Origin of the sequence: Rhizobium sp. PRIMUS64 (assembly GCF_023006465.1) — a bacterium.
Classification (GTDB): domain Bacteria; phylum Pseudomonadota; class Alphaproteobacteria; order Rhizobiales; family Rhizobiaceae; genus Rhizobium; species Rhizobium leguminosarum.
Genome location: NZ_JALBGX010000019.1, coordinates 1 through 15,704, shown reverse-complemented (window position 1 = coordinate 15,704; position 15,704 = coordinate 1). Strand labels below are relative to the sequence as shown.

The following is a 15,704-nucleotide window of genomic DNA, read 5'->3' as shown; positions in this document are numbered from 1 at the left end:
ACGACGTTCAGTGAAACTACCAACTAGTAGGAAGAACGACATGATCAAGAACATTCTCCCCGCCTTCATGCTGGGGCTCACCGCCATCGCGTCTGCGGCCCTGCCCGCGGCGCCTGTCCATGCCGAAGACCAGAAGCCCGAGCAGATCCATGTCAGGGGCAGCATCGTCAGCTACAGCGGCTCCGCTCTCAAGGTGAAGACCCGCGAGGGAGAGACCGTCGATGTCACCCTCGCCGACGGCTGGAAACTGGCGAGCGTTGCAAACGCTGCGGTCACCGACATCAAGCCGGGCGACTTCGTCGGCATCGCATCGCTGCCGAGTGAAGGCGGTGGCGACGGCGCGCTTGAAGTGCTGATCTTCCCGCCGGCGATGAAGGGTGCCGGTGAAGGCAGCTACGGCTGGGACCTCAAGCCCAACAGCAGCATGACCAACGCGACCGTGGCCGACGCCGTCAAGGGCGTCGATGGCCGCACCGTCACCGTCTCCTATCACGGCAAGGAAAAGAAGATCGCCATTCCGGACGGCACGCCGGTCGTCACCATCGCTCCGGCCAGCAATGACGATCTCGTTCCCGGCGCCGTCGTCTTCATCCCCGCCGAGAAGGCTGCCTCGGGTCCCCTCGCCCATCAGGTGCTTGTCGGCAAAAATGGCGTGGTGCCGCCCATGTGACCACGTCGTCGCCGGTCGGCCGGGCCGCCCCCGGTTCGACCGGCGATTTACCAGGGAATGCTGCCTGACCGGCAGCCAATGCGCCCGAATGACGGAGAACCGTCGTCTCGGCAGCCGCCCGTCGGCACTCGGGCAGTTCCGGCAAACCCATGAAAGCAATCGCGATGAGGGACGACGCCGCTCCCGGCGGTGAGCCGTCCCTATCAGACCAACACCATCACATTCAGGAAAGAGATCTTGATGACCAACGATCAAACCACCGTCGCGCCTGGCGACAGGGAAGAGTGGCTGACGCGCTATTACTTCACCCGCGCAGCCTTTTCCGCAATCTGGGTCGCAGCAGCCTTGACGACCGGCCGCCAGTCGCTTGCCGTCGCGGCTGGTTTGCTGATCCTCTACCCGGCCTGGGATGCCGCCGCCAACCTCATCGACGCAGCGCGCAATGGTGGCCTTGCAAACAACCGCAGCCAGGCGATCAACGTCGCCGTCAGCGCGGTGACGACAGCGGCCGTGATCGTCGCCCTGACGATGAGCATGAATTGGGTTCTCGGCGTCTTTGGCCTCTGGGCGATCTTTTCCGGCCTGCTGCAGCTTAGAACCGCTGTCCGGCGCTGGAAGACCAATGGCGGCCAGTGGGCGATGATCCTCAGCGGCGGCCAATCCGCGGTGGCAGGCGCCTTCTTCATCGCCCAGGCGCAAATGCCGGAACCGCCCTCCATTGCCAACATCGCCGGCTATGCCGGCCTCGGCGCCTTCTATTTCCTGGTGTCGGCCGCCTGGCGGAGCGTCACAGAGATGCGGCGGAATCGGGCCTGAGCCGATCGGGGGCCGGATCTTCCGTTCGGCCCCATGACAGAGCAGTCATTGCGTGGGGCTGTAACGTCGGCAGCGTCCACATGAACCATGGCCAACCAGGATCGCTCTGAGCAGCGGCTAAAACTTCTTTCTTGCCCTCTGTCTCCCTGTTATCGTGGAAGTTAGGAGACAGCGCCATGAGCGAGAACCGAAAGCTGGCTGCAATCCTGGCCGCGGACGTGGTCGGGTACAGTCGGCTTGCCGGCGCTGACGAGGACCTCACCCTGGCGAGGTTGCGCACACTGCGCAGCGATCTCATCGATCCGACGATCGCCGTGCACCACGGCCGGGTGGTGAAGCGCACCGGCGATGGTGCGCTGGTCGAGTTCCGCAGCGTGGTGGACGCCGTGCGCTGCGCCATTGAGGTGCAGAACGGTATGGTGGAGCGCAATGACGGCGTCCCGCAGGACCGTCGCATCGAGTTCCGGATCGGTATCCATTTGGGCGACGTCGTCGAGGAAAGCGACGGCGATCTGATGGGCGACGGGGTCAACATCGCTTCGCGATTGGAGGGCGTCGCTGCGGCGGGCGCGATCTGCCTGTCCGAGGATGCCTATCGCCAAGTCAAGGCGAGGCTCGACCTCTCGGTCAGCGATCTCGGCAGCACGCAGCTCAAGAACATCGCCGAGCCGATCCGGGTCTATTCGCTGCAAGTCGGCAGCGCAGCGACCAAGGCAGCCGCGACCTCGGAAACCGCGACGAGCCGACCGGCGATGGCAGCGCCGCCGAAGCTGTCGATCGCCGTCCTGCCGTTCGCCAACATGAGCGGTGACGCCGAACAGGATTACTTCGCCGACGGCATCTCGGAAGACATCATCACGGCGCTATCGAAGCTGTCGCAGCTCTTCGTCATCGCTCGCAATTCGTCGTTCACTTTCAAGGGCAAGAACGTCCATGTGCAGGAGGTGGGCACGAAGCTCGGCGTGCGGTATGTGCTTGAGGGTAGCGTACGCAAATCGGGGAACAGGGTACGCATCACCGCGCAGCTCATCGACGCGACCACCGGCGGGCATTTATGGGCGGAGCGGTTCGATCGCGACCTCACCGACATATTCGCGGTTCAGGACGATGTCACGCAGCAGATCGTCGGCGCGCTGGCGGTCAACCTGACAGAGGGCGATCGGCAAAGACTTGCGCCGGGGCAGATGCGGCACCCCGAGGCGTATGACTGCTTCTTGCGTGGCCGGGAGCTGTGGCACCGGCTGACGAAGCAAACGAACAGCGACGCCCGCGACCTTTTGCAACGTGCCGTCGAACTGGACCCGAACTTCGCCTCGGCCCACGCCTTCCTCGCCCTTACCCACGGGCTCGACTACCTGAACCGGTGGAGCGCGTTGCCGCAGCGCTCGATCGAGCAAGCCGAAGAGGCGGCGACCCTGGCGGTAGCGCGGGATGATAGCGATCCCGTGGCGCACTGGGCACTGAGTGTGGTCAAGCTTTACTCGCGACAGCACGATAGAGCCATCAGCGAGGCCGAGCGTGCGATCGTCCTCAATCCGAACTTCGCCGAAGGGCATGTCGGCCTCGGCGAGGCACTCATCTATTCAGGCAGATCCGAGGAGGCACTCGCCTATTTCGATCGGGCGAGGGTCCTCAACCCGTATTTTCCGGATGTCGTTCTTCACTTTCAGGCCTTGGCCTTGTTTCCACTGGGAAGGTACGAAGAGGCCGTCGAACTGTTGCTGCAGCGCGTGAGCCGCAACCCCGTCACCGATGTCTCGCGCGCGCTTCTGGCCGCCTGTTACGGGCACCTCGGCCGTTTCGAAGAGGCTCGCGCGACGTGGCAAGAGGTGATGCGCGTCAATCCCGACTACTCCCTGGAATACCGTCGCAAAGTCTTGCCCTTCAAGAACCCCGCCGATTTCGAGCTCGTCGTGGAGGGGCTACGCAAGGCCGGTGTCGTACAATGACGGTGATTAATCTCAGATCTTGAACCTGTTGGGTGGCGTGTGGAGCAAGGACAGCGACGGATCTGGACATGATCGGCGACAGCTCTCTGTTGGAGATGCGCAGTCCACATCCGGTAGCCGATGCGCCAAGCGACTGATGTCATCAGCCGCGACGGGGCGCGTTTCCTCCCGCATCCACGATCGCCTGAACCACAAGCGCGATGCGTTTGTCACGCATGCCGGGCCTGATGCGGCCTGAACGTTCGAGCTCGGCAAGCCCATGAAGGGCTGCCCAGAAGGTCTCGGTCACGATCTCCACATGGCGCGAGAACGGAGACACAGCTGCTGCAATGGCGTCGAAACCGGCCCGAAGTTCCGATCTCGTTTCGGCCTCGGCGAACTGCAGTTGGGTCGGCAGGATAAACATGGCCTGGTAGAGTGCTGGGCGACTGAGCGCGAAGGCAAAATAGGCCATGGCAACATCCATGAGGGCATCTCGTCGCCCGTTCGCCCCGCCTGCCGCTTCCTGAAGAACGGTTGCGAGTTCCTTGAAGCCCTCGACTGCAACCGCGGCAACGATGGCGTCCCTGTTGGCGAAATGCGAATAGAGGATTGGCTGGCTGTATTCGATTTCCTTGGCCAGGCGGCGGATCGTCACGGCATCCCACCCTTCACTCTCCGCGACGGCACGTGCTGCCGCGACAATGCGCTCTTCGCGCCCTGCCCTTTCCCGACTTTTTCGCTCTGCGATCCCCATTGCTCAATCTCCATGCAGGGCCAGCACTCATCAAAGATTATACCAACGCTTGACTAACTAGCAATGCTAAGGCATTTTATATAGCAGTGCTAGTTTTTATATCAATGATAGAAGGATTGTCTCATGCTTTGGTTTGCCAACGGGGCCGGATTGCTGCTTGCCCTCGCTATTATCGTGATCGGCACCAGCTATATTGCGAGCCCGACGACCACGATGCGCAGTTTCGGCCTGCCGCTTCCCGAAGAAGGCCCAAACGTCGCTTGGTGGCTCCGCCTCAAGGGTGTTCGCGATATCGTCGCGGGATTACTCGTGCTGGCGTTCATGGTGTGGGGTTCCCAACGGGAGGTCGGCATCGTGCTTTTGATCGAAGCGATGATCCCTGCGGGCGACATGCTGCTCGTTCTCGCAGCGAAAGGCTCCACCAGAAGCGCCTTCGGCATTCACGGCCTGACGGCGGTGATCATGGTGCTGGTCGCCATCCCCATGATGATCGGGGCGCACTAAGATGGTTCACGTTCTTTCCATCTGGTTCCTGGTTGTCGCCTTCGCGGGCGCAGGTCTCGTCAACGCCATCGGCACGGCAGGGACGCGAAGCGAATTCGCTCGGTGGGGCTACCCGCGCTGGTGGGGCATCGTGACGGGTGGGCTGGAGATATCGAGCGCCGTCCTGATTGCGCTTCCTGCCAGCCGCATTGTCGGCGTGGGGCTCGGGGCGGTCATCATCGGGGCTGCGGTTTTCACGGTTCTACGCCACCGCGACCATGCACACCTGGCGCCGCTGAGTGTCTTTGTCACCCTGATTGCTGTTGCTGTAATCGCATCTTGAGCACGATCGGCCGCTTTCACCGACAGGCGTGGGCGAAGCACTATCATGTGGTTCCTGGCGCCACCTGATTGTAGCGGTAATCAGCCCCAAGCCTCACCCTATACCGCTTTGGTTATCGAAAACCCGCCCCCACCCTCCTTAATCCCAGGCCCAGAGCCTGGGATCCATGCCCGCTGCTGATTGACGAGGCCAGAGTGGATCCTCGGGTCAAGCCCGAGGAGGACGGAGCGCGGGGTGGCGTCTGCAGCAGGAACAGCGACGTATCCCGACATGATCGGGAGTCATCAACGCCGATTTTTGCCCCGTGATTTCGCCCATGCAAAACCGTTGACATTACGCTGAACAGAATATATCCATTCGGCTATATAGCTACATGGTGATATATGGACGACAAGCTCGATGCGATTTTCTCCGCACTCGCCGATCCCACGAGGCGAGCAATTCTTGGGCGGCTTGCGAACGGCAAGGCGACGGTGGCCGAGCTCGCTGATCCCTTCGAGTTGTCTCAGCCTGCCATATCAAAGCATCTCAAGGTCCTGGAACAGGCCGGATTGATCCGCTCCGGCCGTGAGGCGAATTCGCGTCCCCGCGTCCTCGAGCCGGCTGCGTTGAAGACAATTGCTGATTGGATCGCCGATTACAGACGCTTCTGGGATCAAAGCTTTGATCGTCTCGATGACTATCTGTCCAAGGTACAAGGATACGAAAATGACTAATCCAGAGACCGACACCGACAACGCCCGCGACCTGGTTCTTGTACGAAGGTTTGATGCCCCATGCGATCTGGTTTTCAGGGCATGGACCGACCCGAAAGCGTTCGCACAGTGGTGCGGTCCTCACGGTTTCAAGGCGGTGGGCGACCGACTCGAAGCCTGGCCCGGCGGTAGACACCGCGCCTGTCTGATCGCGCCAGATGGAGAAGAGCATTGGGTCGGCGGAAAATATCTGGAGGTCGAGCCGCCGCACAGGCTTGTCTTCACACATGCCTGGGAACTCGCAACCGGCGAAAATAGCCCGGAAACAGTCGTCACCATCACGTTCAGGGAAAGCGACGGAGGTACGGAAATGACTTTTCGGCAGAGTGGATTTGATAGCGCATCGTCACTTAAGGGTCATGAAGCCGGCTGGTCCCAAAGTCTCGAGCGATTGAGCGTCTTTCTCGGGACTGAATCCGAGGGGCCGGATCATGTCTAAGGCGGCGATGAAGCTCTATTATTGCGAGACGCTCAATCCGCGGAAGGCCTGCGCCGCTGCCCGTTTTCTTAAAGCCGACGTCGAGTTCGTCAGGGTTGACCTCGCAAGCGGAGAACAGCGCACCGCAAAATTCCTGGCGCTTAACCCGAACGGGAAAGTCCCGGTGCTGCAGGATGATGCCGGAACTTTATGGGAAGCGAACGCCATCATGTGCAGGCTGTCTGACAGCGTCGCATCGGATTTTTGGCCGCATGACCACCGGCAGATCGACGTGCTGCGCTGGTTGAGCTGGGATGCCAGTCATTTCACCCGGCACGGTGCAACGCTGTGGTTTGAAACCTTGATCAAGCCGTTGTTCGGCGGGGAGCCTGACGTCGCCGTGATCGAAGATGCGAAGACGAGTTTTCGACTCCATGGTCGCGTGCTCGACGATCATTTGGCCAAGAACAGCGTCGCCGTCGGGAAGACACTGACTGTGGCAGACTTCGCATTGGCCGCGGCACTTCCTTTTGCAACCGCCGCCGGGATTCCCGTCGCCGAGTTTCGGCATATCCAGACGTGGTACGGACGGCTTGAAGAACTGGATGCGTGGCAAAACCCTTTCCCGGCCTAGGAGGGCACGGGCGAAGGACCCTTTTGCCAGGGTGAAAGGCGTTGGCGGCACTCCTCCTTTGTCGCCGAGGCTACATCGATCCGGCCAGGCAAGTTCAGCGATCGACCTCTCTTCGATGCTGAAGATGGCAGCTCATGCATTCGCAGAGCGCCAATGCGGATAGATAACATAGCCGGTGAGCGCGCCCTCCGCATGCGGTCCGGTTCAGATGCGGCGATCAGTCGAGCCTCTTCTCCATAGGATCGCTTTGTGCCTATATTGCCGCTGCGCTGAGCACACCACGCCGCAACGGGCCGCGGTTGCCGCATAGCGTTCTGGTCATTGCCAAACCGGCGGGTACAGTTTGTCGTGAGCGCTACAAGGTACTTGCTGATCTTGCCGCTGATGGCGGTCTTCGCCTACGTGGCGCTCGTGGGTCTGATCTATCTGTCTCAGCGAGCCCTGCTTTACCCCGGAGCCGGCGCCACACCTGTTCCGGAGCACCCGAGTTGGGGCGAGACGGTCCACATCCAGACGCCCGACGGAGAGATGCTTCAGGGACTGTACAGCCAGGGCGACAGCGACAAGCCCTGCGTGCTCCTCTTCTTCGGAAACGGTGACCGCCTCGACAATTACGCGTTTCTCGCCCAGGCGCTGACCACGCGGAGGATTGGATTGCTGGCGATTTCCTATCGCGGCTATCCCGGATCGACCGGCTCACCCAGCGAGCAGGGCCTGCTGACAGACGGGATCGCCGCGTTCGACTGGCTTTCGGCACACGGCGGAAGCGAGATCATTGTGCTCGGCCGGTCACTTGGCACTGGCGTCGCCGTGAATACCGCCGCGAAGAGGCCGGCCGCGGGCGTCATTCTGGTGTCTCCGTACCTGTCGGTACTGTCGATTGCGCAGACGCATTATCCGTTCCTCCCGGTCGAGGTTCTTCTCAAGGATCCCTTTCGCTCGGACCTCAACATAGGCAAAGTAGGACAACCGAAGTTGTTCCTCCACGGCCGGCTTGACGATAGCATCCCGCTTTCTTCAGGGCAGGCGTTGTACCGCATCGCACCCGAGCCCAAGCGGATGTTGATCTATGACGGTGCGGGTCACAACGATATCTTGAACGACAGAATGGTCGGTGACGTCATCCGTTTTGTGGAAGCGCTGCAAGGAAACCGGCCTTAAATCCCGTCACGGACGGGAGCGGTTTCCCGGTCGTAGTGGGAGGCAATGCCCGGGAGCGGCTCGCGAGGCGACCAGAGTGGATCCTCGGATCAAGCCCCGAAGAGGACGGAGCGCGGGCTGGCGTCTGCAGCGGGAACAGCGACGTATCCCAACATAATCGGGTGCCATCAACACCGATTTTTGCCCGGCAATTTCGCCCATGAAGGCCTCGCCGAGGTCTCGAACACGCGTTTTCAATTTCCAGCCATCGCTTCTGCCGCCGCAGCGTCGGAGACATCCTTTGCCACCTCTGATATCAATGACCTCAGCCACCGATGAGCCGGATCGTTTCGATAGCGGACATGCCATGCCAGCTCTACCGGAAAGCTGCCAAGATTGACCGGTGCGGGCAGGATTTTGAGACGCGGGTCGCGGGCAAGGCGCTGACAGATCAGCCGGGGCAGTGTCGCGCAGTAGTCGGTGACGGCCACCATTTCCGGGACCGCCAGGAAATGGGTGACGGAGACCGAGACGTCGCGCCTGAGACCGGCCTGCTGCAGCATCTGGAACAGGCCGACACGCATCCGGCCGGGCGGAAGCACGTTGACATGCCGCATCCGCTGATACTGTTCCTCGGAGATGCTTTCGGCGATCTCGGGATGATCGCTGCGCACGACGCAGGCCAGTCCATCATCCATGAGATGCTGCACGACCATGTTATCAGGCGGCTCGACGATCCTGCCGAGCACCATTTCCGTCGCCCCTGAAATCGCGCCGGTCTCAGCCAGATCATTGCCGAAGGGCGTCAGGCGAAGCCTGATCCCGGGCGCGCATTCGCGCAGCCGCGCCACGATCACCGGCATCAGGACAAACTCGACGTAGCTGTTCGGGGCGATGGTGAACTGCCGTGTCGCCCGCGCCGGATCGAACGCCTGCTGACCGAGAATGACGTCATCGAGGCTCGCCAGGGCCCCGCGGATCACTGGAGCAAGCGCCTGCGCCATTTCAGTCGGCTTCATGCCATAGCGCTCGCGGATGAACAGCGGATCGCGCAGCGTCTCGCGAAGGCGGTTCAAGGCGTTGGAGACGGCCGGCTGCGTCATGCCCAGTTGTTCGGCTGCGCGCGTGACATTGCGCTCTTCCATGAGCGCCACGAAGACAGGGAGAAGGTTGAGGTCATACTTCATCCAGATATATTGCCAAACGCATATCTGAAATCAAAGAAATAAATTTCCGGAATGAGAATGGCCGAGGCATGATCCGCTCATCGACAGCAACCGATCACATCTGTCTCGAAAGGATCTCCAGATGAAAATCCTCATGGTTCTCACCTCGCACGACGAACTCGGCAATACCGGCCGGAAGACCGGCTTCTGGCTCGAAGAGTTCGCCGCCCCCTATTATGCCTTCCTCGAAGCCGGCGCCGACGTCACCGTCGCATCGCCCAAGGGCGGACAGCCGCCTCTCGACCCGAAGAGCGACGAACCGAGCTTCCAGACCGATCAGACCCGTCGCTTCCATGCCGACCCGGAAGCCCAGGCCGTGCTCGCCTCGACCGTAACGCTCGCTTCGGTCTCCCATGAAGATTACGACGCCGTGTTTTATCCGGGTGGCCATGGCCCGCTTTGGGATCTGGCGGAAGACAAGAATTCGATCGCCCTCATCGAATCGCTCTATCAGGCCGGCAAGCCCGTCGCCTTTGTCTGCCACGCACCGGGTGTGCTGCGCCACGTCAAGGCTGCCGACGGCACGCCGCTGGTTCAGGGCAGACAAGTCACCGGCTTCAAGAACTCCGAGGAAGACGGCGTCGGTCTGACCCAGGTGGTGCCGTTCCTGGTCGAGGACATGTTGAAGGAGAATGGCGGCATCTATTCCAGCGGCCACGACTGGTCGTCCTATGCCGTCCAGGACGGCCTGCTGATCACCGGGCAGAACCCCGGTTCATCGGTGGAGACTGCCGGCATTCTGCTCGCCGCCGTGACGGCGGCAAAGGCCGCCTGACACAGCGCGGCTGGTCGGGGATCAACCCATGACCAGCCGCTTTGTTATTCGTGTTGCGGCCATACTCAGAGCTTTCCCTTGCCAGCAGTTCGCGGGTCCGCTGGAGACCTGCCCGGCGGCGATTTATCGCGCGTACGATCGGCGGCCCGCTGCTTTATCTGGACCCGCCCTATTGGGATGGACGAGCAACGGGAGTTTCTCCATGGAACTGCAGGCTGCACAGCAGGCACGATCTCTCACCCAACCGGATTATTGAAATCACCGGTCCGGTCTATATTTGAGCAGACTTCGGCGACGCCACGCGAACTAGTCGTGGAATGGGCTCGATCTTCGCGACGAATTCTCTTTTTTAAAGATCATGCCCGAGGCAAGCAGATGTGGCGGTGTGTCGTCGGATGACGCTTGAAAGTCAACGGCATGCGCAAAACAATGGCAGTCGGCCTTGCCGCCTTGATCGCCATGTACTTTCTCGGCGGCATGAGCGCGAGACATGAGATCTTTCCTTGGCCACAACTTTCCGCGCTGAGGACAATGGTTGGCGGAGAGAAGGCGGCGGCTCCAAGCCGTTATGCTTTCGACGACAAGGAACGACTCATCGGGGATGAATCAAAAACGCTTGTGACCTGCCCGACTCAAACTGACCGAACTGCTGTCTTACTCGTTCTTGGTCAATCGAACGCGGCCAACGACGGTGGACAACGGCACAGGTCGAATTATGGCGCTCGCGTTGTAAACGCCTTTGACAAACGGTGCTTCATCGCCGCCTCGCCACTTCTTGGATCGACCGATACCAAGGGAGAGTACTGGACGCTGCTTGGGAACAATTTGATCGCATCGGGACAAAATGACAGCGTTATCCTCGCACCTCTCGCATATTCCGGATCTGAGGTCGCACGATGGGCGAAAGGCGGTGACCTCAATCCCGTGCTGGTCGATACCGTGAAACAGCTTCAGGATTCCGGTTATCGGATAACGAGCGTCCTCTGGGTGCAAGGAGAGAAGGACCTCGTTATCGGCACCACTGCGGAGACCTATCAGGAATTTTTCATGTCGATGGTTGACACGTTGCGTCAGCACGGCGTCGAAGCACCCGTCTACATTTCGATCGCATCGAAATGTCTCGAACCGAGCAACGGCGGCTTCAAGGAGCATATTCCAGACAATGCGATAGTACGGGCGCAACTGGCCCTGTCAAAAAGCGGCCACGGTATCCGAGAGGGCGTAAATTCTGACGCGTTGCTCGATGGAGACGACCGCTACGACGATTGCCATATCGGGGGCACTGGCGCGGAGAAAGTGTCCCGGGCCTGGCTGAACCTTCTGCGCGGCGATCGCCGCCTGGAAACCTCGGGATAGTCTTCCTAGAACCGGTTTTCGCGCCTTCGCGAGCTCGGCCCCGGGCTCTGTCCGGTATTCGACACCTTGTCACTATCGGCCGGTGATAACAGCGCTTTGCCGGCGTCTCCGACGAGCTCCGCGTCGCATGATTCAGGGAGCGTGCATCGGCTCCTATGAGATGACGAGGGCGGAGAATGCCTTCGCCGGGAGCCTCCTTCGAAGAAAGCTGCCCTGCTCATGCATAATTCCTCGAATCAAAGTCGATTTTAGAGTAAAATCGATCAGTTTACCTAGAGGGCTGAAACGTCCTTGCGCGCCGACTTCGGCGCGCGGTGCTGTAGAAGGAAAGATGAGCCAATGAAAAGGTTAGCAATCGTTACCCTGTCGCTGGTGACGGCGCTGACGAGCGTCCCGCCGGCCATGGCGTTTCCCACCGTTGCCGTGCCGAACATCGAAGGCGCACAGGCGCAGCCGGTCCAGTACAGACATCACGGCGGCGGCCATGGCGGCTACTACCGGCATGGCGGCTACTACGGGCATGGACACCACGGTAGTAACAACGGCTGGGCCTGGGGACTCGGCGGGCTCGCGGCCGGCGCAATCATCGGCGGAATGCTGGCGCAGCCGTATTACGGCCAAGGCTACTACGGTCAAGGCTACTACAATCGGGGTTACTACGGCCAGGGCTATTACGGATCCGCCTATTACGGTGCTCCGCGCTACTACGGGTCGACCCTGTACCGTCCGCGCTATTACCGCCAGGCCTATTATGGCGGCAACGGACATACGAGCTGGTGCTATGCGCGCTACCGGTCTTACCGGGCCTACGACGACACGTTCCAGCCCTATTACGGTCCGCGGCGGGCGTGCGTCTCGCCCTACTAAGGCATGTCGCGCAAAAGTGCGCAGCGGTTTTGCGCAAAAACAAAGACCTAAAGCGCGACAAGCGAATCTGAAAGATCGCGACGCGCTTTAGCCGTTTAATTCAGAACAGGATTCAGATCTGAGGCCGACCCGGCCTCACATCATCCTGTTCTAGCGGAAACCGCCGCTGGCGGCCAATCGCTCGCCGGTCAGCCAGCGGGCATCGTCGGAAGCGAGGAAGACGGCGACACCGGCGATATCGTCCGGCTGGCCGGTGCGGCCGAGCGGCGTCTGGGCCACCAAAGCCTGCTCGAAGTCCGAGCCGATGACGCCTGCGGAGTGCGTACCCTCGGTCTCCACGATCCCCGGCAGGATGGCGTTGACCCGGATCTTGCGCGGCCCCAGCTCCTTGGCAAGCACGCTGTTGATGCCCTCCACGGCGCCCTTCGTGCCCGTGTAGACTGAAGAGTCTGGCGGCGCCAGGCTGGTGACCACCGACGAGATGTTGATGATGCTGCCGCCCTCGCCGAGATGCTTGGCCGCGGCCTGGCTGGTCAAGAGAACGCCCAGAACATTCACGTCGAACATGCGACGATACTGTTCCTCGGTCACCTCACCGATTGGTGCGAATTCATAGACGCCGGAATTGTTGACCAGCACGTCGAGCTTGCCGAACTCCCTGACCGCAGCATCGACCAGTCCCTGGGCCTCGCCGGCTTTCGAAACATCGCCCTGCACCGCGATGGCTTTGCCACCGGCCGCACCGATCGCCTCGACCACGGCGTCCGCGCCCGCCTTGCTCGAAGCGTAGTTGACCACCACTTGCGCACCCTCTGCTGCGAACGCCTTGGCAATCGCAGCGCCAATGCCTTTGGAGGCGCCCGTCACCACAGCGACCTTTCCTGTGAGCTTAGCCATTTGTCGTTCCTTCCGATCTGGACAGCCGCCGGGATTGGCTAGCTTGTTCCATAGTTCGGAAATTCGGAACTGTTGATCTCATTGTCAAGGGACGCTATATAAAATTCATGAGACCGCTCTTTCACCCAGCCCTGGAGGACATCAAGCCCGAGGCGATCCTCTATGCGCTGTCCGATCCGGAGCGCGTTGCCATTTATGCAAAGCTTGCCGGCGCCAGCAGTGGCGGAACGTGCTCTGCCCTTGCCGATCTCGGCGACCGCGTCATTCCAAAGTCGTCGCTGTCCAACCATTTCAAGGTGCTGCGCGAGTCCGGGTTGATCATCAGCGAGCGCCAGGGTGTGGAGATGCGTAATCAAACGCGCTGCACCGAGCTGGACGAACGCTTCCCGGGCCTGATCAAGGCCATTCTGACGGCTTACGGCCAGCCTCCCGGGCAGCCGAAGACGGACTGATCGCCCCTAGAGGAATTCCAGGAAAAGTGCGAAGCGGTTTTCCGTCCGGAATTGCGTGAAAACAAAGAGATAGAGCAGCATAGCCCCCAATGGCCGCTGCCGACGGAGGTTCGCCTAGAGCAGATCTTGCGCTCGATGAATCGATTGTGAAGTGACGGCGCAGGTCGAAGCTGATTCAAGATCCAATTTGGAGAGGTGGATGATGGCACGAGTCTTGAGCGACAATCTTCGATTGCGGGTGTTGAAACATGGGCTGCAGTGGTTGCGATGGCGAAGCTGGACTCAACAAGACTTCAATTTTAGCGGGGAATGCATTGCGGTATACGATCATTATTCTGAGCGTTGTAACGGCTCTAGCGTCGTGTGCTACTTCACCCTATGACACCCCAGAGATACGCCGCGTCGGGTCAGCCGGGAGTGCATTGGGCAAGTGCTTGGAGCGGACCACAAAATCGTATCTTGTTTCAAACAAAGATCCGCAAAAAGTCGCTTCAATGCTTGATAACTCATGCATGGCGGAACGAAAGGCAATGTCGGATGCTAAGCTCGCGGCTGGTCTGCCGGTGGATTATTTCGATTACGGAAAAGGGCGACACGAAGTCTCATTATCGTGGGTGCATTATTTACAGTAGACCCAGAATAAGCGCTCCCCACGGGCATCGAAGGACGAGGCCGGCGTGACGATGCCGGATGAATGCAAGGAGCACCGCGCGGCGGTTGCGCTTGCTCGGTCTACGGGCTCAGACTTTCCGCAAAGAGGCCCAGGCTGGTGCCTCGGCCGGTGACGACAGCAGGCTTACCCGGCAACAGGCTCATCCTGACATCGTCTCGGACACGGCAAATTGTGTCGAAGAGAAAGGGTAGGCCTTCGAGCTCAACTGGTGTTCGGCATTTGGAGTCGCCCCATCGATCGGCATTTGCCACGGTAAAAGAGAGCTCGACCTGATGGCCCGCGACCATGGCGAGCGTCATCGGCAAGGCAACAGCGACAAGGCTTTTTCCCAGAAAGTAAGCAAAGATGGGGGCCGAAAACATGGCAATAGCCGCCTTCCCATCGCCGAGCGGAGTAACGTCCATGTCTTTCCAGGCGACCCATGACAGAAACGCCGCAGGGAGCAGACCGGCCGCAATCGAAAGATCATTCGCTTTGGATGTCCATTCGATGGACGGCAGGAAGTTAAAGCCAGACATCCTCACGACAACGGCAAGTATTCCCGGCAACAGCCACACCAGCAGCAAAATCGTGACTAGTTTCCTGATGAGACGCTTCACCCTAGTTCTTGATTACATTGATGTTGACGGTGACGTCCTTGATGGTCCCCTCCCCGTAGGACACCCTCACCTTGTACATGTCACGTCCAGAATAGCCGCTCTTGGAAGTATAGTATTCCGACACGCCGGGAGATTTTCTGACATTGCATTTATTGCGGACGCCATCTCTGTAATTCGGAAAGATATTTTCTTTGACGAAGTCAACCGAGCCATGCGCCGGGGCTTGGACCAATTTTATATTGGCCATTGTTGCAACGGTGCAGTCTACATTCAAATTGTAGGACTGGCCCATCTTTGTTCGCTCTCCACTCAGAGCCCGACTGTCATCCGCGGAAATAGTAACACCGTTACTATTGGTGGCGCATCCGGAGAGACCTAAAATGATGGAAAGCACAGAAATCGAAATATGATTTTCTCTAAAAAATCGCGAACCCGGCATTTTGTTTTTCATCTCATAGTTTTATTAATAGCGTGCTTCACCTTATTCAATCAGCAGCTTATTGCAATGGTACAGGCGTGCGCCGCGCCCGCCTCTATGGTCTCCTCTCCACGGAAGCAGCCTGCCAGCAAAGCCCGATGGTACAGCGCCCATGTTCGACTTTAATCCGCTCTATTCGACCCCGCAGATTGCGGCTATCGAACAGTTCATCAATCAGCACTATCCGCTTGCAGGGCCGGTTTCCTGCCGGTTGCTGCAGCGTGGCCTGAATGATGTGTTTCTTGCCCTCGGAAGCAACGGCGAGCGGTATGTGTTCCGGCTTTCCCATCGCCGCGCCCGTGGCCCGGCCGACGTCAGGACCGAAACGGCGTTCCTGACGCATCTCGCGCAATCGGGCGTTCCGGTCGCAGCAGCCATCCCGACCCGCGAGGGCCGCTTGTTCGCTGAGGGACAGGCGCCGGAGGGTGCGCGCCAGG

At 60.0% G+C, this 15,704-nt stretch carries 19 protein-coding genes; 14 read left to right on the top strand and 5 right to left on the bottom strand.

Annotated features, from left to right (window positions below):
* Nucleotides 1-40 precede the first annotated feature (40 nt).
* The 3 genes from MOV76_RS10635 (at nt 41) to MOV76_RS10625 (ending at nt 3,435) form a co-directional block, all read left to right on the top strand.
* On the top strand, nt 41-670 hold the full coding sequence (locus MOV76_RS10635) for a hypothetical protein (protein ID WP_018449542.1): 630 nt from the start codon (nt 41-43) through the stop codon (nt 668-670).
* 240 nt (nt 671-910) lie between these two features.
* Nucleotides 911-1,486, top strand: coding sequence for a DUF308 domain-containing protein (locus MOV76_RS10630; RefSeq protein ID WP_247264488.1), 576 nt, complete (start codon nt 911-913; stop codon nt 1,484-1,486).
* Nucleotides 1,487-1,662: 176 nt separating this feature from the next.
* Nucleotides 1,663-3,435 carry an adenylate/guanylate cyclase domain-containing protein gene (locus tag MOV76_RS10625; RefSeq protein WP_131605168.1) on the top strand — a complete coding sequence of 591 codons (1,773 nt, stop codon included), beginning with the start codon at nt 1,663-1,665 and terminating at the stop codon, nt 3,433-3,435.
* 142 nt (nt 3,436-3,577) lie between these two features.
* Here the strand turns inward: MOV76_RS10625 and MOV76_RS10620 are convergent, their stop codons facing one another.
* On the bottom strand, nt 3,578-4,171 hold the full coding sequence (locus MOV76_RS10620; RefSeq protein ID WP_018449545.1) for a TetR/AcrR family transcriptional regulator: 594 nt from the start codon (nt 4,169-4,171) through the stop codon (nt 3,578-3,580).
* A gap of 123 nt (nt 4,172-4,294) precedes the next feature.
* Between MOV76_RS10620 and MOV76_RS10615 the strand changes: the two genes are divergently transcribed.
* The 6 genes from MOV76_RS10615 (at nt 4,295) to MOV76_RS10590 (ending at nt 7,965) form a co-directional block, all read left to right on the top strand.
* A complete protein-coding gene (locus tag MOV76_RS10615; RefSeq protein WP_028734204.1) occupies nt 4,295-4,675 on the top strand; it encodes a DUF4267 domain-containing protein in 381 nt (126 codons plus the stop codon).
* A gap of 1 nt (nt 4,676) precedes the next feature.
* Nucleotides 4,677-4,997, top strand: a complete 321-nt coding sequence (locus MOV76_RS10610; protein WP_028734205.1) for a DoxX family protein — start codon at nt 4,677-4,679, stop codon at nt 4,995-4,997.
* Nucleotides 4,998-5,380: 383 nt separating this feature from the next.
* Nucleotides 5,381-5,713, top strand: a complete 333-nt coding sequence (locus MOV76_RS10605) for a helix-turn-helix transcriptional regulator (protein ID WP_018241069.1) — start codon at nt 5,381-5,383, stop codon at nt 5,711-5,713.
* Nucleotides 5,706-6,191 carry an SRPBCC domain-containing protein gene (locus tag MOV76_RS10600; protein WP_028734206.1) on the top strand — a complete coding sequence of 162 codons (486 nt, stop codon included), beginning with the start codon at nt 5,706-5,708 and terminating at the stop codon, nt 6,189-6,191. The genes MOV76_RS10605 and MOV76_RS10600 overlap by 8 nt, the downstream gene beginning before the upstream one ends.
* The gene (locus tag MOV76_RS10595) at nt 6,184-6,804 is read left to right on the top strand and encodes a glutathione S-transferase family protein (protein ID WP_026231157.1); all 621 of its coding nucleotides are present in this window, start codon (nt 6,184-6,186) and stop codon (nt 6,802-6,804) included. The genes MOV76_RS10600 and MOV76_RS10595 overlap by 8 nt, the downstream gene beginning before the upstream one ends.
* A 348-nt stretch (nt 6,805-7,152) precedes the next feature.
* Nucleotides 7,153-7,965, top strand: a complete 813-nt coding sequence (locus MOV76_RS10590; RefSeq protein WP_247264487.1) for an alpha/beta hydrolase — start codon at nt 7,153-7,155, stop codon at nt 7,963-7,965.
* A gap of 233 nt (nt 7,966-8,198) precedes the next feature.
* Here the strand turns inward: MOV76_RS10590 and MOV76_RS10585 are convergent, their stop codons facing one another.
* Nucleotides 8,199-9,131 (bottom strand): LysR family transcriptional regulator, encoded by a 933-nt coding sequence (locus MOV76_RS10585; RefSeq protein ID WP_247264486.1) that lies wholly within the window; start codon nt 9,129-9,131, stop codon nt 8,199-8,201.
* 121 nt (nt 9,132-9,252) lie between these two features.
* On the opposite strand from MOV76_RS10585, the gene MOV76_RS10580 reads away from it, so the two are divergent.
* The 3 genes from MOV76_RS10580 (at nt 9,253) to MOV76_RS10570 (ending at nt 12,168) form a co-directional block, all read left to right on the top strand.
* The gene (locus MOV76_RS10580) at nt 9,253-9,945 is read left to right on the top strand and encodes a type 1 glutamine amidotransferase domain-containing protein (RefSeq protein WP_247264485.1); all 693 of its coding nucleotides are present in this window, start codon (nt 9,253-9,255) and stop codon (nt 9,943-9,945) included.
* 417 nt (nt 9,946-10,362) lie between these two features.
* Complete coding sequence (locus MOV76_RS10575) at nt 10,363-11,301, top strand: sialate O-acetylesterase (protein WP_247264513.1); 939 nt, start codon at nt 10,363-10,365, stop codon at nt 11,299-11,301.
* A 339-nt stretch (nt 11,302-11,640) separates the two neighbouring features.
* Nucleotides 11,641-12,168, top strand: a complete 528-nt coding sequence (locus MOV76_RS10570; protein ID WP_247264484.1) for a BA14K family protein — start codon at nt 11,641-11,643, stop codon at nt 12,166-12,168.
* Between the two features lie 150 nt (nt 12,169-12,318).
* On the opposite strand, the gene MOV76_RS10565 is transcribed toward MOV76_RS10570, so the two are convergent.
* Nucleotides 12,319-13,065, bottom strand: a complete 747-nt coding sequence (locus MOV76_RS10565; RefSeq protein WP_247264483.1) for a glucose 1-dehydrogenase — start codon at nt 13,063-13,065, stop codon at nt 12,319-12,321.
* Nucleotides 13,066-13,172: 107 nt separating this feature from the next.
* Between MOV76_RS10565 and MOV76_RS10560 the strand changes: the two genes are divergently transcribed.
* Nucleotides 13,173-13,517 (top strand): helix-turn-helix transcriptional regulator, encoded by a 345-nt coding sequence (locus MOV76_RS10560; protein ID WP_018241057.1) that lies wholly within the window; start codon nt 13,173-13,175, stop codon nt 13,515-13,517.
* A 732-nt stretch (nt 13,518-14,249) separates the two neighbouring features.
* Here the strand turns inward: MOV76_RS10560 and MOV76_RS10555 are convergent.
* Both MOV76_RS10555 and MOV76_RS10550 read right to left on the bottom strand, forming a co-directional pair.
* On the bottom strand, nt 14,250-14,789 hold the full coding sequence (locus MOV76_RS10555; protein WP_247264482.1) for a hypothetical protein: 540 nt from the start codon (nt 14,787-14,789) through the stop codon (nt 14,250-14,252).
* A 1-nt stretch (nt 14,790) separates the two neighbouring features.
* Nucleotides 14,791-15,240 (bottom strand): hypothetical protein, encoded by a 450-nt coding sequence (locus MOV76_RS10550; RefSeq protein WP_408987990.1) that lies wholly within the window; start codon nt 15,238-15,240, stop codon nt 14,791-14,793.
* 139 nt (nt 15,241-15,379) lie between these two features.
* Here MOV76_RS10550 and MOV76_RS10545 point away from each other — a divergent pair.
* Nucleotides 15,380-15,704: phosphotransferase enzyme family protein (locus MOV76_RS10545; RefSeq protein ID WP_247264481.1), on the top strand; the 325-nt coding region annotated here is incomplete at its 3' end.